This is a genomic window from Pseudomonas sp. NPDC077451 (assembly GCF_044543345.1).
Lineage (GTDB): Bacteria > Pseudomonadota > Gammaproteobacteria > Pseudomonadales > Pseudomonadaceae > Stutzerimonas.
The window spans coordinates 173,108-197,372 of record NZ_JBITVX010000004.1; the positions used below are offsets into that span (position 1 = coordinate 173,108).

Annotated in this window: 28 protein-coding genes; 22 read left to right on the top strand and 6 right to left on the bottom strand. The window is 62.0% G+C overall.

Annotated elements, in window-relative coordinates:
* Positions 1–332: 332 nt before the first annotated feature.
* Positions 333–608 carry a flagellar biosynthesis anti-sigma factor FlgM gene (gene flgM, locus ACIGHL_RS09140; RefSeq protein WP_128119690.1) on the top strand — a complete coding sequence of 92 codons (276 nt, stop codon included), beginning with the start codon at positions 333–335 and terminating at the stop codon, positions 606–608.
* Positions 605–1,045, top strand: coding sequence for a flagellar protein FlgN (gene flgN, locus ACIGHL_RS09145; protein WP_128119689.1), 441 nt, complete (start codon positions 605–607; stop codon positions 1,043–1,045). The genes flgM and flgN overlap by 4 nt, the downstream gene beginning before the upstream one ends.
* 175 nt (positions 1,046–1,220) lie before the next feature.
* Here the strand turns inward: flgN and ACIGHL_RS09150 are convergent, their stop codons facing one another.
* Entirely contained in the window at positions 1,221–1,385 is a 165-nt protein-coding gene (locus tag ACIGHL_RS09150) for a hypothetical protein (RefSeq protein ID WP_181689975.1), read from the bottom strand.
* 272 nt (positions 1,386–1,657) lie between these two features.
* On the opposite strand from ACIGHL_RS09150, the gene fliD reads away from it, so the two are divergent.
* From fliD to ACIGHL_RS09190, 8 genes are read left to right on the top strand one after another with little or no spacing between them, the layout of a single operon-like run.
* Complete coding sequence (gene fliD, locus ACIGHL_RS09155) at positions 1,658–2,965, top strand: flagellar filament capping protein FliD (RefSeq protein ID WP_128119688.1); 1,308 nt, start codon at positions 1,658–1,660, stop codon at positions 2,963–2,965.
* Positions 2,962–3,360: a flagellar export chaperone FliS gene (fliS, locus tag ACIGHL_RS09160; protein ID WP_045422669.1), complete on the top strand. Its 399-nt coding sequence runs from the start codon at positions 2,962–2,964 to the stop codon at positions 3,358–3,360. The genes fliD and fliS overlap by 4 nt, the downstream gene beginning before the upstream one ends.
* Positions 3,344–3,667 (top strand): hypothetical protein, encoded by a 324-nt coding sequence (locus tag ACIGHL_RS09165; RefSeq protein WP_128119687.1) that lies wholly within the window; start codon positions 3,344–3,346, stop codon positions 3,665–3,667. The genes fliS and ACIGHL_RS09165 overlap by 17 nt, the downstream gene beginning before the upstream one ends.
* Positions 3,664–4,851: a flagellar hook-length control protein FliK gene (locus ACIGHL_RS09170; protein WP_446697623.1), complete on the top strand. Its 1,188-nt coding sequence runs from the start codon at positions 3,664–3,666 to the stop codon at positions 4,849–4,851. Before ACIGHL_RS09165 ends, ACIGHL_RS09170 begins: the two co-directional genes overlap by 4 nt.
* 36 nt (positions 4,852–4,887) lie before the next feature.
* Entirely contained in the window at positions 4,888–5,349 is a 462-nt protein-coding gene (locus tag ACIGHL_RS09175) for a flagellar basal body-associated FliL family protein (RefSeq protein ID WP_046163486.1), read from the top strand.
* Between the two features lie 10 nt (positions 5,350–5,359).
* Positions 5,360–6,094, top strand: a complete 735-nt coding sequence (locus ACIGHL_RS09180) for a FliA/WhiG family RNA polymerase sigma factor (RefSeq protein WP_446697622.1) — start codon at positions 5,360–5,362, stop codon at positions 6,092–6,094.
* A 2-nt stretch (positions 6,095–6,096) separates the two neighbouring features.
* Entirely contained in the window at positions 6,097–6,969 is an 873-nt protein-coding gene (gene motA / locus ACIGHL_RS09185) for a flagellar motor stator protein MotA (RefSeq protein ID WP_446697621.1), read from the top strand.
* Positions 6,966–7,880, top strand: coding sequence for an OmpA family protein (locus ACIGHL_RS09190; RefSeq protein WP_446697620.1), 915 nt, complete (start codon positions 6,966–6,968; stop codon positions 7,878–7,880). Before motA ends, ACIGHL_RS09190 begins: the two co-directional genes overlap by 4 nt.
* A 387-nt stretch (positions 7,881–8,267) precedes the next feature.
* Here ACIGHL_RS09190 and ACIGHL_RS09195 read toward each other — a convergent pair whose 3' ends face one another.
* The 4 genes from ACIGHL_RS09195 to flgA form a co-directional block, all read right to left on the bottom strand.
* Complete coding sequence (locus ACIGHL_RS09195; protein WP_128119683.1) at positions 8,268–9,053, bottom strand: transcriptional regulator; 786 nt, start codon at positions 9,051–9,053, stop codon at positions 8,268–8,270.
* A 352-nt stretch (positions 9,054–9,405) separates the two neighbouring features.
* The gene (locus ACIGHL_RS09200; RefSeq protein WP_216707015.1) at positions 9,406–10,350 is read right to left on the bottom strand and encodes a flagellin N-terminal helical domain-containing protein; all 945 of its coding nucleotides are present in this window, start codon (positions 10,348–10,350) and stop codon (positions 9,406–9,408) included.
* Positions 10,351–10,399: 49 nt separating this feature from the next.
* Positions 10,400–11,293 (bottom strand): lateral flagellin LafA, encoded by an 894-nt coding sequence (gene lafA / locus ACIGHL_RS09205; protein WP_128119681.1) that lies wholly within the window; start codon positions 11,291–11,293, stop codon positions 10,400–10,402.
* A gap of 297 nt (positions 11,294–11,590) precedes the next feature.
* Positions 11,591–12,259, bottom strand: a complete 669-nt coding sequence (flgA, locus tag ACIGHL_RS09210; RefSeq protein ID WP_241509069.1) for a flagellar basal body P-ring formation chaperone FlgA — start codon at positions 12,257–12,259, stop codon at positions 11,591–11,593.
* A gap of 236 nt (positions 12,260–12,495) precedes the next feature.
* Between flgA and flgB the strand changes: the two genes are divergently transcribed.
* From flgB to ACIGHL_RS09270, 12 genes are all read left to right on the top strand, one after another.
* Complete coding sequence (gene flgB / locus ACIGHL_RS09215) at positions 12,496–12,861, top strand: flagellar basal body rod protein FlgB (RefSeq protein ID WP_128119679.1); 366 nt, start codon at positions 12,496–12,498, stop codon at positions 12,859–12,861.
* 3 nt (positions 12,862–12,864) lie between these two features.
* Complete coding sequence (flgC, locus tag ACIGHL_RS09220; protein WP_021209033.1) at positions 12,865–13,293, top strand: flagellar basal body rod protein FlgC; 429 nt, start codon at positions 12,865–12,867, stop codon at positions 13,291–13,293.
* Entirely contained in the window at positions 13,293–13,976 is a 684-nt protein-coding gene (locus ACIGHL_RS09225; RefSeq protein WP_241509067.1) for a flagellar hook capping FlgD N-terminal domain-containing protein, read from the top strand. Before flgC ends, ACIGHL_RS09225 begins: the two co-directional genes overlap by 1 nt.
* A gap of 50 nt (positions 13,977–14,026) precedes the next feature.
* On the top strand, positions 14,027–15,214 hold the full coding sequence (flgE, locus tag ACIGHL_RS09230; protein WP_128119678.1) for a flagellar hook protein FlgE: 1,188 nt from the start codon (positions 14,027–14,029) through the stop codon (positions 15,212–15,214).
* Between the two features lie 9 nt (positions 15,215–15,223).
* Positions 15,224–15,952, top strand: coding sequence for a flagellar basal-body rod protein FlgF (flgF, locus tag ACIGHL_RS09235; RefSeq protein ID WP_128119677.1), 729 nt, complete (start codon positions 15,224–15,226; stop codon positions 15,950–15,952).
* Between the two features lie 14 nt (positions 15,953–15,966).
* Positions 15,967–16,752: a flagellar basal-body rod protein FlgG gene (flgG, locus tag ACIGHL_RS09240; RefSeq protein ID WP_019340569.1), complete on the top strand. Its 786-nt coding sequence runs from the start codon at positions 15,967–15,969 to the stop codon at positions 16,750–16,752.
* Positions 16,753–16,757: 5 nt separating this feature from the next.
* Positions 16,758–17,423 carry a flagellar basal body L-ring protein FlgH gene (gene flgH, locus ACIGHL_RS09245; RefSeq protein ID WP_046163497.1) on the top strand — a complete coding sequence of 222 codons (666 nt, stop codon included), beginning with the start codon at positions 16,758–16,760 and terminating at the stop codon, positions 17,421–17,423.
* 27 nt (positions 17,424–17,450) lie between these two features.
* Positions 17,451–18,548, top strand: coding sequence for a flagellar basal body P-ring protein FlgI (locus tag ACIGHL_RS09250; protein ID WP_128119676.1), 1,098 nt, complete (start codon positions 17,451–17,453; stop codon positions 18,546–18,548).
* Between the two features lie 62 nt (positions 18,549–18,610).
* Complete coding sequence (locus tag ACIGHL_RS09255) at positions 18,611–19,636, top strand: lytic transglycosylase domain-containing protein (protein WP_046163498.1); 1,026 nt, start codon at positions 18,611–18,613, stop codon at positions 19,634–19,636.
* Positions 19,633–21,000 (top strand): flagellar hook-associated protein FlgK, encoded by a 1,368-nt coding sequence (flgK, locus tag ACIGHL_RS09260; protein ID WP_128119675.1) that lies wholly within the window; start codon positions 19,633–19,635, stop codon positions 20,998–21,000. The genes ACIGHL_RS09255 and flgK overlap by 4 nt, the downstream gene beginning before the upstream one ends.
* A gap of 37 nt (positions 21,001–21,037) precedes the next feature.
* Positions 21,038–21,952 (top strand): flagellar hook-associated protein FlgL, encoded by a 915-nt coding sequence (gene flgL, locus ACIGHL_RS09265; RefSeq protein WP_128119674.1) that lies wholly within the window; start codon positions 21,038–21,040, stop codon positions 21,950–21,952.
* Positions 21,953–21,966: 14 nt separating this feature from the next.
* A complete protein-coding gene (locus tag ACIGHL_RS09270; RefSeq protein WP_128119673.1) occupies positions 21,967–22,998 on the top strand; it encodes a hypothetical protein in 1,032 nt (343 codons plus the stop codon).
* 20 nt (positions 22,999–23,018) lie between these two features.
* Here ACIGHL_RS09270 and ACIGHL_RS09275 read toward each other — a convergent pair whose 3' ends face one another.
* Positions 23,019–24,197: a lactonase family protein gene (locus tag ACIGHL_RS09275; protein ID WP_216707014.1), complete on the bottom strand. Its 1,179-nt coding sequence runs from the start codon at positions 24,195–24,197 to the stop codon at positions 23,019–23,021.
* Between the last annotated feature and the right edge of the window lie 68 nt (positions 24,198–24,265).

Consider the following 24,265-nt stretch of genomic DNA (forward strand, 5'->3'; position numbering starts at 1 on the left):
TGCAGGGCCCCGGCGAAGGTTACGCAAAGGCAACCCGGGCACGTCGGCAACGGCCCGTAGGGCCAAATCCCTCTCCCTGATGGCGCAGAACCAAAAGATTCAAGGATGGCCTGGCGACGAAAAGGCCACCCTGGGCATGCCGGCAATGACTTGCACGGCCGACTCCCTCGCCCCGCTTGCGGGGAGAGGGCTGGGGTGAGGGGGTGTGCTTGAACACCGCACCGGAGGACCGGCTGAAAACGGTCCGCCTGTCAGCCCCAGCAAAAAAATATTTAAGGTTTCCGCCCGAGCGGTCGCTTGTTAGGCAGTAACCACCGAGTTGGAACGAAATCATGGAAATCAGCCGGCAGTTCAAGCCCGCCATTGCAATGCCCACCGAGACCGCCGCGGCGCGTCCGGCCAGCGCCCGTCCTGCAGCCCAGGCGGCCGCACGTCCAGCTGCAAGCCTGCCGCTGGAGCAAATGCAGGATGCCCTGCGCGCCATGCCCGAGGTCGATCTGGATCGCGTAGCGGCCATCAAGCAAGCCCTGCAGCGCGGCGAGATCTCTACCGATGTGGGCGAACTGGCCAGCAGCATGCTCAGCTATCACCGCGGAAACGATGCGTGAGCCAGCGCGAAAAGCTGCTGGCAGTCGTCGATGACGATCTCCAGCAGGACTGCGGCGATTACCTCGCCTTGCGCGAGCTGATGCAGGAACTCTACGGCCGTCTGCTCGAACGCGATGTGCCGGAAATCGACCGCATTAATATGCAAATCACAGTCCGCGTCGAAGCCATTGCCGCGCGTGCCCAGCGTCGCAGCAAGGTGCTGGCGGCTTTCCGGCTGGAAACCTCCGGCGTGGGCATGCGCCGGCTGTTGTCCAGCTGCACCGGCGAGCGCGGCGAATCCCTTCAGCAGCACTGGCGGCAGGTCGGTGACCTCGCCGTGCAGTGCCAGCAGTTCAACGAGCACAACGGCAAGCTGCTCGCCATGCACCACGACATCCTTCAGCAACTGCTCGCCGGTGGGCAGGACGCTCGGCTCTACTCGCCTCAGGCTTACTGAGGCGCAACGTTCGGCTTCCTGCGCCTTCCGTTAGCAAGCGCGCCGCGCTGGCCTCATGTTGGGGTAACCCACCCGCATATCCACCGCGAATGTTGGATGGGAAAACAACATCCGTCCTGCATCCAGTGGCGCTCGAAGTCGCTTCTAGCCTTGCAGATCGCCAGCAAGCTGGCTCCTACAGGAGCGCGCTATCGCGGCGGCGGCTGCCTGTCGTGATGCGCTCAATTTGCACGCAACGCTTTTGGTAGGAGCCAGCTTGCTGGCGATCGAAGCCTGCGAGCGCCATCAGGTCAAAAGGCTCGTCTCGAGCCAAAGCCTTCCACAGCTCAATCCACTTCATGGCGCTTTTGGGAGCGACCCACGCTTGTCGAGTCGCTCGCGCTGATAAGGATTAATCCTTTTCGGTTGCCGCTTTAACTCCCTCGCCTTTCACGTCGCCTTTATAGACAGATGTTCCGCCATCGGCCGAGGCGGAAACGGTGCTTCCCCGTTTCCTTGTCTTGTCGCGTTGCGGAAGCCTTTTTTCTGCATGGCCGGCTCTGAAACGCCCGTAATACGGGTATTCGAGAACTGGCATCCAACTTGCTCTACCTGTTTCAAGAGGGGATGGTGATGGCTATAAATTCCGATTACGTACAACAGATGTCGACGCAGTTGGCCACCTACGAAGTTCAGGGTTCGTTGGATCGGCTTAACCGCAACGAATCGCGCTACAAAGCTCAGCGCGACGCGTTGAACTCGCTGCGCACGTCGATGACGACTTTCAAGTCCGCCATCACCAAGCTCAACAGCAGCACGTCGAGCATGCTGACCAACAGTGCGACCTTCAGTCAGGAGGGGTACGCCACCGCTACCGTGGGCACCACGGCAAAAGCCGGCACCTACGACTTCTTCGTCGAGCGCCTGGCCGCCAAGCAGCAGGTCGCTGTACAGGGCCTGGTCGATGGCAGCCTGAGCGGCACCCTGACGCTGAATGCCCAGGCCTTCGACCTGAGCCAATACGCCACGCTGAGCGATGCTGCCACGGCTATAAACGATGCTGGGCTCGGTGTACAAGCAACGCTGGTACGCAGCGATGGCGCGGTCAGCCTGGTGGTCAGCAGCGAGCAAACCGGCGCCGCCAATGCGTTCAGTCTCAGCATGACGGGCAACGCTGCCGCAACCACGACCCAGCTATCCACTGCTCAAGACGCCATGGTGCGTCTGGGTGGTAGTTATGGCACCGGCGGCATTGAGCTGACCAGCGCCAGCAACACCTTCACCGACGTCATCGATGGCGTCAGCCTGACCGTGAGCAAGACCCATACGGCGACTGACACCGCGTTGACTGTCACGGTGGGTCAGGACAAGGCCGGCACCCAGGCCAAGGCGCAGACCTTCATCGATGCCTTTAACGCGCTGATGACGAGTTTCGACTCGCTCACCGCCAGCGGCAGCGACAGTGCCAAACGCGGCGCTCTGGCCGGCGATTCCAGCGTGCGCTCCATCGAGAGCCGCCTGAATGGCCTGCTGCGTGCCGATTTCGGTGGCAAGAGCCTGATCGAGTTCGGCATCAGTGCCGACCGTAACGGCAAGCTGACCATTGACGCCAAGCGCTTCGAAGCTGCGGTCGCTAATGATCCCGCGGGCTTCGAGGAGCTGTTCACTGGCACTGACAAGCTGCTCGACAGCATGGACAAGACCGTCGCCGCGTACACCAGCAGCACCAACGGGCTGCTGAAGAACCGCATGGACACGCTGGACATGAACCTGCGCCGTATCGACGAGCAGTTCGACAACCTCCAGCAGCAGTACGACACCCATTACAGCCGCTACCTGCGGCAGTTCACCACGATGATGCAGACCATGCAGAGCATGGAGCAGACCAGCGGAATGTTCTCGATGCCAACCACACCGCAAGCTAACGGATTGTTCTCATGAACAGCTATCACCCTAACGACAGTTATGACAGCTACCGCTCGGTAGACCTCGAGGCGCGTGCAGCCTCGGCTTCGCCTTACGAACTGGTGCTGGTGCTGATGGACGGCCTGCTGGATGAGCTGGCCCGTGCCCGCGGCCACATCGAACACAAGCGTTACCAGCAGAAGGGCGTGTCGCTGGAAAAGTGCATGAACATCCTCAACGGCCTTAACGGTGCACTCGACGAAGAGGGCGGTGGCGAGGTGGTTCAGGGGCTGGCGCGTCTGTATGAGTACTGCATCTACCGGCTTTCGGACGTCAGCGTGTCGCTGTCGCTGGAAGGGCTGGACGAAGTGATCAACCTGCTCAGCATTCTCCGCGAGGGCTGGGAGGGCGTCAGTGCCGCCCGTAAGTGACAGCGAGCGCCTGATGGCGCTGCACGGCGAATTGCAGCAGGCGTTGCAGAGCAACGACTGGACGGCGGTCGCCGCGGTTGACGCGGCGATCCGGCAGTGTCTCGAAACTCTGGCCGGGCGGCTTGAGCTGGACGAGCCGACCCACGCTGCAAAGAGCCGCCTCAAGCAGCTCCACGGTGAAGGCTTGCAAGCCTGTGCCGACGAATGTGAGCGCCTGCGCCTGTTGTTGTTGAACCACCTCGAACACGCCGAAGGGCGTGCCGCCTATCAGCGCATAGACATGTTCCAAGTCGGAGACAGGGGATGATCGTCCAGTCAATTTCCGCCACGCGTGCCGCCGCAGCAAGTGCTGAAGCCGCATTGCCGGTTGCTGCGCGCGCGAGCCACGGTGGGCAAACCACCGCCGGCCGGGCGATGGCAGCCGATGCCCTGCGAGGCTTTGCTGAGCGCATGCAGCGGGCGTCGACCGCAGCTGATGATCAGCCCTCTGAGTTCTCCGCTGTCCTGTTGCAAGGTGCGCTGCCTGAGCTGGCAGCCGAGCAGGGCCAGGTGATGCAGGCAGGCGGCAATTCCAGTCAGGGCAATGAAGCGCCCCAGGAGCTGACCCCTGAGCAATGGTTGTTGGGCATGATCGACCAGCAGCTGGCCGAAATTCAGGCGCGCGATGCGGCACAAGTTGGCGCCGCCCCTGTGCCACAGACACTGTCGCAAACCGCCACACCGACCAGCGACGACCTGCTGAGCGTATTGCCGGGGCAGGCCCAGCTTGCCAACGCCCCGCTCGACGCCGTGCCGGACGATTCGCTGAACATCGTGAAGATGGCCGTTCAGGGCCGCACCGTTGAGCTGAATCCGGTGGCGACGGCCATGCCCAAGCCCATCGTCGAGATGAGCATCGGCCAATCCCTGGCCGCCGCAGTCACGCCGGCTGATGCCATGCCGGCCGCGTCGCTGGACTCGCTTCTGGACGTCGCTGAGCCACTGGAAGCGGGCGACCCGCTGACCGTGACGGTCGAGCGCGGACAAAGCGCGCCGCTGCAAGCTGCGGACCGTGCGCTGAAGTTGCAGGCACCGGAGGCCAAGTGGGGCGAGCAGATGCTCCACGCCTTGCGCGAAAACGTAGATCTGCAAATCCAGCAGAAGATCCAGAGCGCCACCATCCGCCTCGATCCGCCGGAACTGGGCAGCATGGAAATCCTACTCAGCCACGAGTCGGGCCGGCTCAACGTGCACCTGTCTGCCGCGAACGCCGACGTGGCGCGTCTGCTGCAGCAGACCAGCGAGCGTCTGCGCCATGAACTGGTGGGCCAGCACTTCGTCCAGGTCAACGTGCAAGTCGGCGCCGACAGCGGCGGCCAGCAGGGTCAGCAGGGTCAGCCGCGTCAACGGCCAGTGCTTGCAGGGGAAGAGGCACCTCTGGCGGCCCGGCCGCAGGAGCAGGAACAGCAGCGTGAAAGCGGCCGCGCCCGGGACGTTCTGGTAACGGTTTGACCCGTTTCAACCTAATTAGCCATTTGTGAGTGAGTTATGTCGACGTCCCGTATTGTCCTGCTGATGCTGTTGCTCAACGTCCTGACCGTTGCCGGTGGCGTGGGTGCCAGTTACTGGCTGCTCAAGCCCGGCCTGGAAGGGGCCAGCTCGGGTGAAGTTGCTCAGGCTGAGCCGGTCGAGCCTTCGGAGTACGTGTTCTTCCCGGTGGACAAAGTGATCGTCAGCGTCCGTGGCGACGGCCGTGAGCATTACTTCGTGCTGGATCTGGCGCTGCAGGCGGATGCGTCAAAAGAGCCGCCTAAGTTCGAGCAAGCCGAACCCATCGTGCGTAACTCGGTGGTGGGCTACCTGTCGTCCCTTCCGTTCGATGAATTGCGTGGGCTGAAGATCGGTGAGTTGCAGGAGCGTCTGGAAACAGCCCTGTTCGCCGATTTTGCAGCCAAGAATGCAGCGGTGCCCTTCAAGCACGTGCTGGTCAACAAGCTGATCGTGCAGTAAAGGCCGCGCCATGAGTGCCACTTGCCCCATCGACTATTACGGCGCTACGCCGGCCGGCCCCTCGGTGTTCGCACCGGCGGTCGAACAGCGCTGGCTGATGCAGTACCTGCCACTGGTCAAACGCATCGTTCGCCAGCTGTCACTGCAGGCCAACCAGGTGCTCGACCGCGAGGACATGGAACAGATCGGCATGATGGGGCTGCTCGAAGGCTTGCGCCGCTACGGCGAGCCGGACGAAGGCTTCGGCAAGTTCGCGTCCCTGCGAATTCGTGGTGCCATTCTCGATGAGCTGCGCCGCCAGGACTGGCGCCCGCGCCAGGTCCGCCAGCAGGCGCACAAGGTTCGCGATGCGATCCGCGATCTGTCACGTCAACTGGGCCACGAACCCAGCGATGAAGAGATCAAGGCCCACACCGGCCTCGATGAAAAGGAATACCAGGAATTCCTCTGTGCTGACTCATCCGAAGCGATTGAAAGCCTCGATGAGCTGTTGCAGAGCGGCCACGAGCACTTCCCTGACACCACCGAGCTATTCGAGGAGCGCCTGATCAAGGAGCGCGTGCTGGCGCAAGCGCTGGCGCGACTGGACGAGCGCGAACGCCTGGTGCTGACACTGTATTACCAGCACGAACTGAGCCTGAAGGAAATTGCCCTGGTGCTGGAAGTCAGCGATGCCCGGGTTTGTCAGCTAAGCAAGCAGGCGATCGGCAAGGCCTGTCGCTTTTTAACCGAGAGAAGTCAGTAGTCATGCAGAAAGTATTAGGTGCCTTCATCATCATCGGTTGCGTGCTGGGCGGCTACGCCATGGCTAATGGCGATATGCGGGTGCTTTGGCAGCCTGCCGAGGTGGTGATCATTCTCGGCGCGGCCCTTGGCAGTCTGGTGGTTGGCAACCCCAAGGAAGTTCTGATCGAGATGCTGCACCAGATCAAGGACGTCTTTTCCTACAAGCGTCGGGGCGAGGAATTTCAGCGCCAGTTGCTGATGCTGCTCTATGAGTTGCTGGAGATGGTCGACGTGGGTGGCCTCAAGGTGCTCGACTCGCATATCGAGGAACCGGAACAGAGCGATCTGTTCGTGCGCTATCCCCTGATTCTTCAAGAAAAGAACCTGATGGCCTTCATTGCCGACAACTTCCGCCTGATGGCCATGGGCAAAATTAGCGCTCACGAGCTGGAAGGCTTCCTCGAGCAGGAACTCGAAGCCATGGAGCACGCCCTGCTGCAGCCAGCGCGCTCGCTGCACAAGATCGGCGAAGCCATGCCGGGGTTCGGCATTCTCGCGGCGATCATGGGCATCATCATCACCATGGGCAGCATCGGCGGCAGCGTCGCGGAAATCGGCGCCCATGTGGCCGCAGCGCTGGTGGGTACTTTCCTCGGCATCTTCTTCTGCTACTGCCTGATGGACCCACTGTCGAACGCCATGAGTCAGCGCATCAAGACCGAGCTGTCGGCGCTGGAATGCGTGCGCACCACGCTGGTCGCCCATGTGGCCGGCAAGCCCACGCTGCTGGCGGTGGACGCCGGTCGCAAGTTGATCGAGCAGGACGTGAAACCCGCTTTCCGTCAGCTGGAAAAATGGGTGACCCAGTATGAGGAAGAAAGGGACGCCGCATGAGGAGCCGGGACAAGAGCAAGGGCGGCGGCGAGCACGAGATCATCATCAAGCGCCGCAGCAAGAAGGGCCATGGCGACGAACATGGTGGTGCCTGGAAGGTGGCCTTTGCCGACTTCACCCTGGCGATGATGGCGCTGTTCATGGTGCTCTGGATCATCCAGCCGCAGATGAATCAGACCAACCCCTCCTTTGGTGAGATGGAAAGTAACCCGCTGGTTGATGGCGGAGCCGGTATCTTCGATGGCACCAGCACCTCGCCGCTGGAGCTCGATGGCGTACCGGTACGTCCGCCGCAGGCCGACGACACTGACCGCAACAACGCGAAAAGCGACAAGGATGGTAGCCACAACTATGGCTCGACCGAAGAGCTGAAAAAGCTCGCCGAGCTTATGCGCGAAGTCGCCAGTGAAGTCGATGCGCTGGCCAACCTGGAAGTGGACGTGGTCCCGCAGGGGCTGCGCATTCTGATCAAGGACGACCAGCAGCGCTTCATGTTCCAGCGTGGCAGCGCGACGCTCAATCCACATTTCCAGAAGCTGCTTGGCGTGCTCGCCGGCGTGCTGGCCAAGGTCGACAACAAGCTGATCATCAGCGGGCACACTGACGCCACGCCGTACCGGCAGAAGAATGGCTACAACAACTGGAACCTCTCTGGGGATCGCGCCTTGCGCGCCCGCAATGCACTGGTCGACTCTGGCCTGGGCGAAGGCTCGGTGCTGCAGGTAACGGCTCAGGCGGACGTCATGCCGCTGCACCCCGAAGACCCACAGAGCGGCGCCAACCGCCGGGTGGAAATCCTGTTGCTCACTGCCTCTGCCGAGGCGCTGTACAAGGAATTGTTCGGCGACAGCTACGGCAAGGTGCGCTTTTCCGAAAGCGGGGCGAGCTATAGCGGAGCTTCCGCGGATTAACAGCTTGCGGGCGATTGGCGGGAATGAGCGCCTACGGAGCGAGCCACTTAAGCTTGGATCGCGAGCACGCTCGCTCCTACAGAATTGGCTGACGGCAGGCCCGGCGTTCGGACCAACATGTCGGGTTTGAATCTAGCTGATATGCCGTTGGTAGGAGCCAGCTTGCTGGCGATTGGGTATTTGTAGAGACCGGCTCCTTGGAGTTCGCTGCACCTTGTTCGCGAACAAGCTCACTCTTACAGGGCGGCTATGGGCCCCGCAACAGGAAGAACGCTTCGGTTTGGTTCAGCGATATGCCGTTCGTAGGAGCCAGCTTGCTGGCGAATGGGCGGCGAGGGGGCTGGATCACGCGGGCGCCGTTACTGGTTCAGGCGCTGATGTTCACTGCTAGGCACAACGAATCTCGTAGAAGCCCGGGGACATGTTGACGATCAACCGCGCCGGCTCGGCACTCATGTTGCTCATCGTATCGACCAGCAGCCCTGTTTCCTTAATCAGCGCATCGAGCAGGTGTTGGCTCTTCTCCACATACAGCACCTCAAGCGCCCCAACATCGACCGTTTGAGTAAACGACGGCGCAGAGCTGCTGGCCAGGCGAAAGCCGAGGGTCGCCAGGCCCAGCAGCACCATCATTCCCGACCCGGCGAGCGCCATGCTTTGCCACGAACGGAAGCGGCGTGCGGCTTTAGGCTGCTCGGTCTTTGGCAAAGCGCTTGGCGCCGGCAGGTCCATCACCACCGCGCCTTTATTTTCAGCAACGGTCGTCAACGGCGCGGCGTTGATTGAGGGCTGCGCCTGATCGACTTTCAAATACTGCGGATTGAATAGGTAGCCGCGTCGCGGCAACGTCTGGATGATCTGGCTACCCGCATCGAACAGGGCCTGGCGCAGGGTGTAGATCTGCTGATTGAGGCTGCCCTGGCCAACTACCCGACCCTCCCAGGCATAGGTCATCAGCTCCTCGCGGGACACCACTTCTCCTGGCACCTGCAGCAGGCGCTCCAGCACTCGGCTACCGGAAAACCCCAGATCGAGTGTGTCTTCGTGTTCATCATGGGTCAGCACGAGCTGGAAGAGCGCGCGGTCGAAGCGAGCCGTGCAACCGTCTCGCCCGGTTTTCAGCAGGTGACAGACGAGGGCATCGGTGGCCAGTGGGGTCAGAGATGAGGTCATGAGCGCCTGAGTTCGGGTTTTTCGGATTAATGGTTTTACCGGTGTGATGACCTTGGCAAAACGGGACGCCGGCATATTGGCGTCGTTTTTTTGATAGGGCAAGCGGGTCGACCATTAAAAGCGCTGGGCGGCGAGGGGCCGAGCGCTCCGAACAGGTGCCGTTGGAAGGGCAGATATGGCGTTTTACGGCTGAAAATTGGGATTAATCGCGTATATCTAGTGTATGGACGTCTGGCTAAAAATAGCCTCCGTTTGTCGGAGCTTCCATGGGGCAGGGCTGGGAAAGCAAAAAGCCCCGAACCAGTCGGGGCTTTTTGATCCGGTCTTGGTGACCAGCAGTACTGCGTGCGGCTTAGCCCAGCAGACCCATGACCATGCCTGGCATCTGGCCAGCCTGCTTGAGCATAGAGATGCCCGACTGCATGAGCATGGAGTTCTTGCTCATGTTGGCGCTTTCGATGGCGAAGTCGGCGTCCATGATCCGGCCTTTGGCCATGTCGGTGTTGTCCTTCATGTTCGCCAGGTTGTTGTTGACGTGGTTCAGGCGGTTGATGGTGGCGCCAAAATCAGCTCGCAGGCCCCCGATCAGATCAAGCGCATCGGCAACTTTATCAATCGTTGCATTAGCGTTGGCTGCGTTCAGTTCGGTTTTCGTTGCAGCTGTAAGATCATCTGTGGGGTCTGCTGCTAACGCAGTAAACACCGAACTAATACCCCCGAGCCCGCCAGCACCTACAAGAGTAGTCAAATCAGCAATTACATTGACAGTCAACGTTTCAGCAGACGTTGCGCCGATTTGAAACGCAACACCCGCACCGGCAGCAGTAGCGTCTGCGCCGCCAAACTTACCCCCAGTGCCATTGGCTACACCGTCATCGGCAGCGAAAAGACGCTCGCCCGCATAGGTGGTGTTGCTGATGATGTTCGCCAGCTCTTTACCCAGTTCGTCATACTCGGATTGCAGGGAAGTGCGATCGTCGGCACTGTTAGTCCCGTTAGCTGACTGCGTAGCAAGATCTTTCATCCGCTGCAGGATATCAGTCATCTCGCTGAAAGCGCCTTCAGCAGTTTGCAACATTGATGTCGCATCGCCGACGTTACGCATAGCGACGCCCATGCCGCGGCTTTGAGCGTTCAGGCGAGTGGCGATTTGTAGACCGGCAGCGTCATCGGCGGCGGAATTAATACGCAGGCCGGTGCCGAGACGCTGTTGGTTGGTAGCTAGAGCATTGTTGGACTTGTTCAGCGCGGTATTTGTGGTCAGCGCGGAGTAGTTCGTGTGAATGGACAGAGCCATGTCAAAATCCTTTAGTTAGCGAGCATAGAGCTCATGAGCGCGTAAGAAATTAACCAAGCAGGCCCATGACCATGCCTGGCATCTGACCAGCTTGCTTGAGCATGGAGATGCCCGACTGCATGAGCATGGAGTTCTTGCTCATGTTGGCGCTTTCAATGGCAAAGTCAGCGTCCATGATCCGGCCCTTGGCCATCTCGGTGTTGTCCTTCATGTTCGCCAGGTTGTTGCTGGTGTGGCTCAGGCGGTTGATGGTGGAGCCGAATTCGGCGCGAAGCGAGCCAATGGCGTCTAGCGCCGTGCTTACCAGATCAACAGTTGCGTTTGCAGAAGCGGAGATTTCAACTCCCGTAGTATCAGCGGCTGCACCGGCCGTATACGCCGCTGACATCCCGTCTAGCGCATCGGTGAGAGTGGTGATCGCACTGGATCCTGTCGCGTCGCTAAGGTCCATCTTTAGAGTTTCAGCTGACGTAGCTCCGATTTGAAACGTAACGGCGGTGAAGAATTTACCGGCCGTATCTCCTCTGCTGAACAACTCTTCCCCTGCGTATGAAGTGTTGTCCATGATGTTGGCGAGCTCTTTGCCCAGCTCGTCATACTCTCCTTGCAGTGCGGTTAGATCGTCGGCGCTGTTGGTGCCGTTAGCACCTTGGGTCGCAAGGTCCTTCATACGCTGCATGATGTCCGTCATCTCGCTGAAAGCGCCTTCAGCGGTCTGCAGCATCGAGGTGGCATCACCTACGTTACGCATGGCAACGCCCATACCGCGGCTCTGGGCGTTCAGGCGAGTGGCGATCTGCAGGCCGGCGGCGTCGTCGGCGGCGGAGTTGATGCGCAGACCGGTACCCAGGCGTTGCTGGTTGGTGGCCAGGGAGCTGTTCGACTTGTTCAGCGCAGTGTTGGTGGTCAGCGCGGAGTAGTTGGTATGAATGGACAGTGCCATGAAGATGATCCTTTTTGCGTTGGGCTGTTAGGAGCTGGCTTGACTGCCTGCTGAAAGGGAAGGGCGACAGCACTGCGCAAAGGATTAAATCCTGACGTCAAATTTTTTTTGAAATCGTTCGGCACGCCGGATAGGGGCGTCGGTTTGGTCGTGGTTGGGCTGTGGGTTAAGTCGCGTCTTCAGCGCTTCGTGCAGCTCGGATCGCCAGCAAGCTGGCTCCTACAGGACGCACCCGCTGTCCCTGATCGCTTCGCCAGGCCGAGCATGCTCCGCTTCTACAGAGGCTGGCCCGATCAACTAGAACGTACTGGTCACCACACCCTGCTCAAGCACCTTCGCGTCGATCACCTTGCCGCTACCGACGTTGCGCACGCGGATGACGTCGCCTGGCTGGCCGTCGGCCAGGGCTTCGCCAGAGGTTGAGGCTTCGATGCCCTCGTTGTTGGCGACGATCTTCACCGGCTGGCCGCGTTTGACCGCCATGGCTTGTTCGAGCAGTGCTGGGGTGATGGTCTGGCCGGCGCGGATGCGGCGTTTGGCCGCCAGGCCGACCACCTCTTCGATGCGGTTGTAGTAGCCGCGCCGGGCCTTGGCGACGTTGATGCGTTGTAGCTTGAGGTCGTTGGCCGTCAGGGTCTGGCCGCGGTCGATGATGCCTTCGGCGTGGACGGCCGGAAGGAAGACGTGGGCTTGGCCTGTGGCGTTCGTTGACCAGCCGGGTGTGTCGACGCAGCGAAGCTGCAGGTTCTGCCGCTCCATGGCCGATGGCGCCTCGCCCGTCGCCCGGACCTGGAGTGCTTCGGAGCAGCGCGGCAGATTGGCTGCGCTGGCCGGCACGCTGATGTCGTAGCGCAGTTGCATGCCTTGCCAGCCCTGACGCGTGGCCTGCTGTTCGAGCATCAGCCGCAGGTGATTTTCCACGGCCTGCTGAACCTGCGTCGTGGCGTCCGCCTGCGCCTGGGGCATGACACCCATCAGTAGAAAGGTGACGAGCCACCATGCGGAAGGCGCTTTTCCGCTTCCGCATGGCTGCTTCTCGCCAAGCGGAAAAAGATGCTCGCTGCGTTCTGCTCTGTTCTCTTTTTTTGCTATGAAAATCAATGGATTACCCGTATCTGTAGGTTCGGCACGCTTTCTGCAAAAAGCAACAGCAAAGCGGTGGGCTGGGTTCAGCCTGCACAGGCTGCAAAGGGTATCGGCAAATGAGTATACGGATTGATGATGCGCTGGGCGTTCACGAGCGCGCCCTCGGTCTGCGCATGCAGCGCAGCGAGATTCTCGCGGCAAACCTGGCCAACGAAGACACACCGGGCTTCCAGGCGCGGGACATCGATTTCAGCAAGGAAATGCAGCGGCTCGACAGCAGCACCTCGTCGCGCGCCAGCATGGCCGGTACCGATCCGCGTCTGCTGTTCCGCGTGCCGAGCCAGGCTTCGCAGGACCGCAACACCGTCGAGCTGTCGACCGAGCAGGCGCAGTTCTCGCGCAACTCCATGGATTTCCAGACCAGCCTGACCTTCGTCACGATGAAATTTCGTGGCTTGAAACAAGCCATCGAGGGCCGTTAAGCCATGTCGTTCGATTCTATCTACCGCATCGCCGGCTCGGCGATGAACGCCCAGACCGTGCGTCTGAACACCGTGGCGAGCAACCTGGCCAACACCGACTCGGCCGCCAACAACGCTGCCGATGTCTACCAGGCGCGCAAGCCGATGTTTGCCGCCGTGTATGAGAACAACTCGCTGACTCGCGGCGTCGGCCTCGGTGGTGCTCATGTACAGGTGCTCGACGTGGTCACCTCCGGCGCCGAGCCCAAGCGTCGTTATGAGCCGGGTAATCCGCTGGCCGATGGCGATGGCTACGTCTATTACCCGGACATCAACGAGATCGAAGAAATGACCGACATGATGTCGGCCACGCGCAGCTTCGAGACCGGCGTCGAGGTGTTGAACCGTGTGAAAAGCATGCAGCAGAGCCTGTTGCGGCTGGGAGAATCCTGATGGCCGTGACCAATAACCTGCAGGGCAGCGGTCTATCCGGCGCTGCAGCGAGCGATCTGCCCAAGCAGGCGGTGAACATCAGCGATGCCACACAGATGGAGAACAACTTCATCAGCCTGATGGTTGCGCAGATCAAGTATCAGGATCCGACCAAACCGGTCGACAGCACCGAGTTTCTAAATCAGTTCTCGGCCATGTCTCAGGTCAAGAGCATGGAGAACTTGGCCACCCTGGCGCAGAACAATCTGGTGCTGACTGACAACCTGCAGACCCTCACCGCGGCTGGCCTGGTCGGCCAGCAGGTGAGCGTCGCCGTTGAGTCGCTGGAGCTCAGTGGGCAGGCCGTCAGCGGCGGGTTCGATCTGAGCCATGCCTCGACCCGGACTGCTGTTGTGCTGACCGACTCCAACGGCACCCAGACCCGCATCGAGCTGGGCGCGCAGTCCGCTGGCAAGGTGCCCTTCGTCATCGACCCGGCCAAACACGGCCTGCGCGACGGCAAATACAGCGTGAGCATCGAATCGGAAAACGGCGAGTTTCCACCGGTGGAAGTTGCCGGCCAGGTCTCCAACGTGCGCGTCAGCGCCGAAGGTCCGGTGCTCCAGGTTCAGGGCGTCGGTGCGGTGCCGTTCTACAACATCCTCGAATTTGCCCAGGCCGATGCCGGGCTGCTCGGCGGCTGAGCCTCGCGGCTCGCCAGTGTTCATTTCCCTTTAAGTATCGAGATCAGCCCATGAGCTTCAACATCGCCCTGACCGGCCTGTCCGCCGTCAATGAACAACTCAACACCATCGGTAACAACATCGCCAACGCCGGCACCGTCGGCTTCAAGTCGTCCCGGACCAACTTCGGCAGTCTTTATGCTGAAAGCCAGGCCATGGGCGTTGAAGTGACCGGCACCAGCCAGAGCATCAGTCAGGGCGGTGCCTTGACCACCACCAACCGTAACCTCGACCTGGCCATTTCCGGCGGTGGCTTCTTTGTTACCCGCGCCAGTAACGGCGATGTGGCCTACACCCGCGCCGGCGTTTTCGGCACGGACAAGGACAGCTACCTGACCAACAGCCTCGGCCAACGCCTGCAGGGCTACCCGGCCGATGCAACTGGCAACCTGCAGACCGGCGTGGTCAGCGACCTACAGATGAAGGCCGGCGGCCTGCCTGCCAAGGCCACCGACGCGCTGAGCTTTGTCGCCAACCTCGACGCGAACCAGGAAGTCCCGGCGGTCGCTTTCGATCCGCTGGTCGCCGACAGCTACAACTCCACTTACACCACCAAGCTGTACGACTCCCAGGGCAAGGAGCACACCCTGACCCAGTACTTTGCCAAGACCGCTGATAACAGCTGGAACGCCCATTACTATGTCGACGGCGCTGCGGTTGCCGGACCTCAGGCGCTGACCTTCGATGGCGCGGGCACACTCTCGGCCCCGATTGGCAAGGTTGCGATAAATGCCGCTCTGACCGGCGGCGTCGATCCGCTGGCCATCCAGCTCGACTACAGCGGCACCAGCCAGTACGGCTCTGAATTCAGCGTCACCAGCAATCGCGCCACCGGCTACTCGGCCGGCGAGCAGACCGGCATGAGTGTCGAGAAGGACGGCAAGGTCTACGCCAGCTATTCCAACGGCGAGCGCCTGCTGCAAGGCCAGGTGGTGCTGGCGAACTTCGTCAATGCCGAAGGCCTGAAGAACATCAGTGGCACCGCCTGGACCGAAACCGCGGCGTCCGGCGCGGCGATGCTCGGGGCGCCGGGTGTTGGCCAGTACGGCAACCTGGCCAGCGGTGCGCTCGAAAGCTCCAACGTCGACCTCACCCAGCAGCTGGTAGGCCTGATGGAAGGCCAGCGTAACTACCAGGCCAACACCCAGGTCATTTCCACCAACAAGGAACTGACCCAGGTTCTGTTTAGCGCACTCTGAGGCTGATCCATGGATCGTTTGGGATACACGGCGATGACCGCTGCCAGCCGCACGATGATGTCGCTGCAGGTGCGCTCCAACAACCTCGCCAACGTCAACACACCGGGCTTTCGTGCCGACCTCGAGCGCGCTCAAGCCGTCGCCGTGGAAGGCTACGGCTATGACAGCCGGCACATGGCGGTGGTCGAGAACAACGGCGTCAGCCTGGTCGCCGGCCCGATGGTCGCCACCGGTCGCGAGCTGGATTTCGCCGTCAAGGGCACCGGCCTGATCGTCCTGCAGGACGGCGAAGGCGAGGCCTATACCCGCCAGGGCAGCATGCAGATCGATGCCGAAGGTCGCCTGACGCTCAATGGCCGCGCGGTCATGGGCGAGGGCGGGCCGATCGAGCTGCCCGAGCATGAGCGGGTTGAGATTGGCAATGACGGCACCGTGTCGATCATGGCGCCGGGCGACTGGATGATGGCCGAAGTGGACCGCATCCGTTTGGTCGACGTTGCGGCTGCAGACCTGATGAAGAACGAAGCCGGCTTGCTGGTCACGCGCAACGGCGAGCCCGCCGCGCCCAGCGAAGAGGTACGCCTGGCCAGCGGCTTTCTGGAGTCGAGCAACGTCTCGGCGATCGACGAGCTGGCCTCGACCATGAGCCTGAATCGCCTGTTCGAGACTCAGGTAAAGATGATGAAAGCCGCCGAGGACCTCTCCGACGCCGGCAACCGAATGATCCGCGGCAGCTGATCGGGAGATAACGCATGAATTCCGCACTTTGGGTCAGCAAGACCGGCCTGGCTGCACAAGACACCGCCATGGCGACCGTCGCCAACAACCTGGCCAACGTCAACACCAACGGCTTCAAAGCTGACCGCGCGGTCTTCGAGGATCTGTTCTACAGCATCGAGAAGCAGCCCGGCGCCCAGGCGGATGAGATCAACACCGTTCCGTCCGGCATCCAGCTCGGCAGCGGCGTGCGTGTCGCCGGCACGCAGAAGGTGTTCACCGAGGGCAGCATCCAGACCACCGGCCAGCCGATGGACCTGGCGATCGTCGGCCGTGGCTTCTTCCAGGTCGAGTCGCCCAACGGCGACATCCTCTACACCGAGAACGGCCAGTTCCAGCTCAACGCCGAAGGCGTGATGGTCAATGCCCAGGGCTTGCCGCTGACGCCTGCCATCGAAGTGCCGCAGGGCAGCACCGGCTTTACCGTGGGCGCCGATGGCATCGTCACGGCCGTTCTGCCCGGTGACACACTGCCGTCCGAGCTGGGCCAGATCACCCTGGTCAACTTCACCAATCCGGGTGGCCTGGAAGCGCTGGGCGGCAACCTCTATCGCGAAAGCGTCGCCAGCGGCGAAGCGGTGGAAGGCGTGCCGGGCGAAGAGGGCCTCGGCCAGCTCAAGCAGGGCGTACTGGAAGGCTCCAACGTGCAGGTGGTCGAGGCGATGGTGGCGATGATCGCCATCCAGCGCGCGTACGAGGCCAACGCCAAAGTCCTCGATGCCGCCAGCGGCATGCAGCAGTTCCTCAACCAGACCGTCTGAGAATCATGATGCGTACGCCCATTCTGCTCGTCGCTCTGGCCTTGCTCGGCGGCTGCGCCAGCTTCAACGAAATGCTGCCGGAAGAGCCCTCGACCGAGTACGAACCGCTGGAGCTGGACTACAGCCTGCCGCCAACCACCGGTGGCGGCCTGTTCCGCTCCGGTTACACCGGCTCGCTGATCAGCGACAGGCGCGCGGTGCGGGTCGGCGACATTCTCACCGTGGTGCTGGACGAATCCACGCAGTCGAGCAAGAGCGCCGGTACTAGCTTCGGCAAGGAGTCGAGCGTTGGGATCGGCGTGCCGACCATTCTCGGCAAGACCTACCCGGACGTCGAAACTTCGGCCTCCGGCGAGCGTGAGTTCAAGGGCTCGGCCAAGAGCTCGCAGCAGAACACCCTGCGCGGCTCCATCGCCGTCAGCGTGCACCGCGTGCTGCCCAACGGCACCTTGCTGATCAAGGGTGAAAAGGCCCTGCGGCTGAATCAGGGTGACGAATACATCCGCCTCACCGGCCTGGTGCGTATCGACGACATCAACCGCTACAACCAGGTGTCCTCGCAAAGCGTGGCCAACGCGAAGATTTCCTATGCCGGGCGTGGTGTGCTCAACGACAGCAACTCGGCCGGCTGGCTGACGCGCTTCTTCGCCTCGCCGCTGTTCCCTCTTTAAGTGATGGCCCTTGGAATGACTAGCCCGATGCGATCCCTCAAGCTGTTCCTCGCCGCCGTCGCGCTGTGGCAACTGCCGGCCCAGGCTGTGCCGTTGATGGACCTGGTGGATGTCGAAGGCATTCGCGGCAACCAGCTGATCGGCTACGGCCTGGTCGTGGGTCTCGACGGCACCGGTGACAAGAACCAGGTCAAGTTCACCAGCCAGTCGGTGACCAACATGATCAAGCAGTTCGGCGTGAACCTGCCGCCGAACGTCGACCCGAAGCTGAAGAACGTCGCCGCTGTGACCATCACCGCCACGATGCCGCCGTCCTACAGTGCCGGCCAGACGGTGGATGTCACCGTCTCCTCGCTGGGCGACGCCAAGAGCCTGCGCGGCGGCCAACTGCTGATGACCCCGCTGCAGGGCGTCGACGGTGAGATCTACGCGCTGGCTCAGGGCGCGGTAATCGTCGGCGGCGTCAACGCCGAAGGTGCAGACGGCTCCAAGGTTTCCATCAACACCTCCAACAGCGGCCTGATCCCCAACGGTGCGACGGTCGAGCGGATGATCCCCAGCGACTTCACCGAACGCCCGGAAGTGATGCTCAACGTCCGCCAGCCGAGCTTCCAGACCGTCACCCGCGTGGTCGACGCGGTGGATGCCTATTTCGGCAAAGGCACCGCCACGGCGCTCAACGCCACCAAGGTGTCGATCCGTGCGCCCCTTACCAGCACTCAGCGCATGAGCTTCATGGCCATGCTCGAACGCCTGGAAGTCGAAGAGGGCCGCACCCGGCCTAAAGTGGTTTTCAACAGCCGCACCGGCACCGTCGTGGTCGGCCAGGGTGTGCGGGTCAAAGCCGCGGCGGTGGCCCACGGCAGCCTGACCGTGACCATCAGCGAGAACCCCCAGGTTAGCCAGCCGAACCCCTTATCCGGCGGCCAGACCGTCGTTACGCCGCAGTCGGATGTCGCCATCGAGCAGGACCGCAAGGCCATGTTCAAGTGGCCCGAGGGTGCCAGCCTGGAAAGCATCATCAGCACCATCAACAGTCTTGGCGCCACACCCGACGACGTGATGAGCATCCTGCAGTCGCTGGAACGTGCCGGCGCACTGAACGCTGAATTGATCGTGATGTAACAAGCGCCTGCTTCTGATGAAGCAGGCCTGACGCGCAGCAGATTGAATAGGTTTTTTGTCGGATGAGCATCGTATCCCTCCCCCAGCACCTCAACACCCTGCGCAACCGCCAGGACGGCCCGACCGCGGCCCGGCGCCAGCAGCTGGAAGTCGTCGCCGAACAGTTCGAGGCGATGTTCCTGCAGCAGATCCTCAAGCAGATGCGCAAGGCCGGCGACGTGCTCGGTGCCGGCAACCCGATGCGCAGCCGCGAGCTGGATACCATGCGCGACTTCTATGACGAAGTGCTTGCCGACACCCTGGCCGGCAAGCGTCAGACTGGGATCGCCGACATGCTGGTGCAGCAGCTAAGTGGTGAAGCCGGCAGCGCGCCCGCGCCGACAGCTCTGGCCGGTCACGCTGGCAGCGGTTTGCAGGGTGGCGGCTTGCATGCGCTGCGGGGCACCTGGCAGCGTGGCGTCGATGCGCTGGACAGTGCTTGGGAAAGCGGCAAGGCCGGCTTCAAGTCGCTGGTCGACAGCGTGATCAAGCATGAGTCCAGCGGCAACATCGCCGCCGTCTCGCCCAAGGGCGCGCGTGGCCTGATGCAGCTGATGCCGGGTACGGCACGGGACATGGCGGCCGAGTTGGGTTTGCCGTTCAGTGAAGCGCGGTTGACCACCGATGCGGAATACAACAAGCGCCTCGGCAGCGCCTACCTGAACAAGATGCTCGACCGCTACGACGGCCATCAGGCGCTGGCGCTGGCCGCCTATAACGCCGGCCCCGGGCGGGTAGACGAGTGGCTGAAGAGCCATGGCGACCCGCGCAAGGGCGAGATCGGCACCGGCGCCTGGGTGCAGAAGATCCCTTTTGCAGAGACCCGCAACTACACCCGCAACATCCTCAACGATCTGAGCGCCGCTGCGCCTCGGCAGGCCGAACCGCGTGCGCAGCTGCAAGCCGTTCCGCCTGTTGTGCCGTCGCCGCTTAATTCCGCTGGCGATTCGGTCGCTCTTTCTACTGGGCACAGTGTTGTTGCTGGAGCCCGCCTCTCGGTGGCGTTCGCGCAACCGATCCGGATCGAGCCGAAGGAAGTCGTGTCGTGAGTATTCTTGGTCAAATTGGCTACAGCGGCGTTCGCGCCTCGCAGATCGCCCTCTCGGCGACCGGGCAGAACATCGCCAACGTCAACACGCCGGGCTTCAGCCGTCTGACGCCTGACATGAAGTCGGTGGGCGGGCAGACCTCGGTCAGCATCGGTGGTGGCGTACAGGTCAGCAGCATTCGGCGTCTGTCCAACGACTTCCAGAATCAGCAGCTCTGGCGCGCCAGCACCGACAAGAACTACTTCAACACCAGCCAGCAATACCTCACCGCCCTCGAAGGCCTGATCGACAGCGAAGGCTCGAGCGTCAGCGTTGGCCTGGACAACTTCTTCGCCGCCCTCAGCGAAGCCAGTTCGACCCCCGAATCCATCGCGCTGCGCCAGCAGATCATCGGCGAGTCGAAGCAGTTGGCACAGCGCTTCAACGGGCTGAACAGCAACATCGGCACCCAGCTCAACGCCCTGCAAGGCCAGCGCGTGGCCATGACCAGCGAAATCAACGGGCTGTCTGGCAACATCGCCGAGTTGAACGCACAGATCCGCGAGATGGAGTCCTCGGGCCGTGATACCGCGACCCTGCGCGATTACCGCGACAACCTGGTCAAGGATCTCAGCCAATACGCCGGCATCCGCGTGCAAGAAGCTGCTGATGGCACTCTGAATGTCTCGCTGGCCAACGGTCAGCCGCTGGTCGCCGGGGCAACGGCGGGGCAGTTGAAGGTCAATGCCAACCTGGCCGGCGAGCAGGAAATGACGCTGGTGTTCGCCAAGACCACCTTTCCGCTCAACCAGCAGGGCATCGGCGGCTCGCTCGGCGGTCTCTACGACATGGAATACGGCGCGCTGCGCCCGGCCCAGAAGGACCTGCACGACATGGCCTCGGCCGTGGCGACCATGGTCAATGACACCCTCGCCGGTGGCTTCGACCTCAACGGCAACCCCGGCCAGCCGCTGTTCAGCTACAACGCGGGCAGCACCAGCGGGATGCTGGCGGTCAACGCGCTGGGCGCCTCGGAACTGGCGTTTTCCGGCACGGCAGGCGAGGTGGGTAACAACAAGACCCTGCTCATCATGCTTGAACTCAAATCAGCGGGTGTCACGGTCGCCGGCAACACCGTACCGCTCAACGACGCCTACGCCGGCCTGGTTGGCCGCGTCGCCAGTGCCAGCCGGCAGAACCAGGCGGATCTGCGCGCCGCGACCACGGTAGCCGAGCAGGCTCAGGCCCAGCGCGACAGCGTCAGTGCGGTCAACCTGGACGAGGAGGCCGTCAACCTCATGGCCTACGAGCAGGCCTACCAAGCCAACATGAAAGTCATCAGCACTTCCAACGATCTGTTCAACGCCGTACTGGCGATGTTCTGAGCTGGCGCAAGCCAACTCGACTGACGAGAAAGACACCATGCGCATCTCCAACGCCCAAATCACCGCCATGATGCACGGCTCGATGAACACCAGCTCCGAGAAGCTCGGCAAGCTGATGCAGCAGATGGCCACCGGCGAGCGCATGCTGATGCCCTCGGATGACCCGATTTCCGCCGTGCGCGTGTTGCGCATCCAGCGCGAGGAAGCGACGCTGACCCAGTACCGCACCAACATCGCCAACGTGTCCGGCAACCTGTCCAAGCAAGAAGCCAACCTCAAGGCGGCGTCCGACACCATGCTCAACGTGCGCGACCTGCTGCTGTGGGCCGCCAACGGCAGCAACACCAGCGAAGACCTGGCCGCCATCGCCAATGAGATGGGCAATCTGGAACGCACCATCGTCAGCTTCGCCAACGTGCGCGACGAGGAAGGTCGTTATCTGTTCTCCGGCACCCTCAGCGACCGGCCGGCCATTACCTTCGATGCCGCCACCCAGAGCTACGGGCTGACCGGCAACGATCAATACCGCCAGGCGGCAGTCGCCAATGGCGTACTGGTCGAGGAGAATGTCACCGCCGCGCAGGTCTTCGGTGGCGGCGTCGGCATGCTCAACGACCTCAATGCGCTGGTCAAAATGCTCGCCGACCCGGCACTGAATGCCAACGATCCGGCAGTACAGGCTTCGATCAGCGCTACGCTCAACAGCCTCGACAAGACTCACGGCGACCTGCTGGGCGCCGTCTCGGAGCTGGGCGGGCGGCAGAACACCCTGACGTTGCTGTCGAGCAGCAACGAGGACGTTTCGCTGGTGAACCAGAAAATCGACGGCGAGCTGTCGCAACTCGACTACGCCTCGGCCAGCATCGACCTGAACAACTATCAGCTGTCGCTGCAGGCGACGCAGAAAACCTATTTGAAGATCAACGGGCTGTCGCTGTTCGGCATGCTCTGACCGAGGTAGCGTGAATGAAGATTGGCAAGCAGCTCCCCGCTGTTTCCGCAATCAACCCACAGGAACGCCGCGAGGCGCTGCTGCGGGATGCGCCTGCGCCGCTGCGTGCCGGTACGCCGGTTGACACGCCGCACACCGAAACGGCCCCCAGCAAGAACACCAGCTTCAGCCTGCAGCTCAATCAGCAACTGTCCTCGATGCAGTCGGCCGACAGCTACCTCGGCGACCTGCAGACGCGTCTGTCACAGCTCAAGCTGAATCTCAGTCGCCAGATCAGCTCGCCGCAGCCCAACGGTGAGGAAAGCATTCGCCAGACCGTGCAGCAGGTTGGCGAGTTGCTCAAAGAGCGCAGCAAACGCTCCGGCAATTCTCTGGACGCCAATCTCAAACTGCGACTGACCGAGCCGGTGCGCAGCCGCTTCAGCCTGCAAGGGCTGGAGTCGCTGGAAAAGATTCGCCAGTCAGGCCGCGAGACACTGCTGTTCAGCGGCGGTCGCCAACTGGCCGAGCCCGTGGCCGTAGTGCTCGACGACGAGATGACCGACGAGCAAATCCTGCGCCGCTTCAATGGCAGTCTTGGCCAGGCCGGTATCCGCGCCGAACTGGATCAGAACGGCGAGCTGAAGTTTTCCGCCCGCGAAGGCGATTGGCAAAAGCTCAAGGACCAGCTGGCGGTGCAGGGCGAAGGCAAGCTGTTCGACAAGGGCCGATACGTCCGCGTGCAGAGCGAGGACGAGCAGCTGCTGAGCTTCCCTGAAGAGCTGCAGCTCGATTCCTTCCGCGAACTGCGCCGCCTGCTTGACTCGGTGGTGGCCGGGCTCGACAAGGTCACCTCGCTGCGCGAACAGCTGAGCAACCGCCAGCAGGAAATCCGCGAGTTCCTTGCCCGTCAGGCCCACGCCGACGAGAAGCAGTGGGCCATGGATTTCTCACGCTCAGTTTTCAACCTGATGCAGCGCAGCCCCTCCAGCTACGCGGCGGTCACCCAGACCGTCGTGGCCCAGGCGACCATCAGCCGCTTCGCAGTGGTCAGCCTGCTGTCCTGATCGATCCTGCGCCGGGCTGCTTACGGCCCGGTTCGATCGATGAATTTCACATCCGAAGGTCGCCCCATCGGCAACGTCTGCACGGTATCGCCCAGCTTGCCGCTGTCGGGGTCGCGCTGCACGATCACCAGTGCATCACTCTTCTGATTGGCAATGATCATGAACTGGCCGCTCGGGTCGATGGCGAACTCCCGCGGCTCGCGGCCCTCACTGTCGCGCTGCTGGATCTCGCGCAGATTGTCGTTCTCCGCGATGGCATAAACCATGATGCGGTTCTTCTCGGCGCGGTCACTGACGTAGAGAAAGCGACCGTCCGGCGAAGGATGGATAGCGCCGGGCGAATGCAGGCTGACATCGCCGCCCGCGGCCAGATCGACCAGTTGACGCTGCACCAGGCCGCCATCCACATGATCGAAGCGCGCGATCTGAGCGCTCAGCTCCAGCGTCGCGTAGGCCTGGCTGCCATCCGGGCTGAACACCAGATGACGCGGGCCGCTGCCGTCCGGCAGGCTGATAAAGGCCGGGTCAGCTGGCGACAATGGGCGCTCGGCGTTGGTCGGGTCGTAGCGATAGACGAAGATCTTGTCGGCGCCCAAGTCGCTGACGAACAGCGTCTTGCCGTCCGGTGACATCACCGCGGAGTGCACGTGAGACGATTGCTGGCGTTCCGGGTGCACTTCGCTGGCCTTGTGGGTCGCGATCTGGGTGACCGGCAAAAGCGTCCCATCCTTGGCCAACGGGACCACCGCGAGGCTGCCACCCGGGTTTGCGCGCGACCCGTAGTTGGAGACGAACAGATAACGCCCGTCGCGGCTCTGGCTCAGGTGCGTGGGTTCGTCGCCCAGGGTGATCTGCTGCTCCAGAACCGATAACTTGCCCGTGGTCGGTGACAGGATGAAGGCGCTGACCCGGCCCACCGGATCAGGATGGCCCGGGCCGTTCTCGTTCACCGCATAGATCCGGTTGCGGTTGAGATCCAGCGTCAACCAGGACGGGTTGTGAGTCCGCACGATCTGTAGCGGTTGCGGTTCGATCTGGCCGTTTTCGGCATCGAACTGCATGCGATAAATCCCTTCGCTGTTTCCTTCGGTGGTGTAGCTGCCGATCAATATCTGATGCATGGGCGCCGCTGCTCCGCTGGTACAAATGGCTAGGAGTGCCGCGGCTATGCCGTGGCGAAAGGTGCGTGGTTCGTGCATGCCTGCATCCTTTTGGTGTCGGCGCGTGGCTGGGAGCCGTTCTTGCCTGTGGATCGTCTTTGACCAAC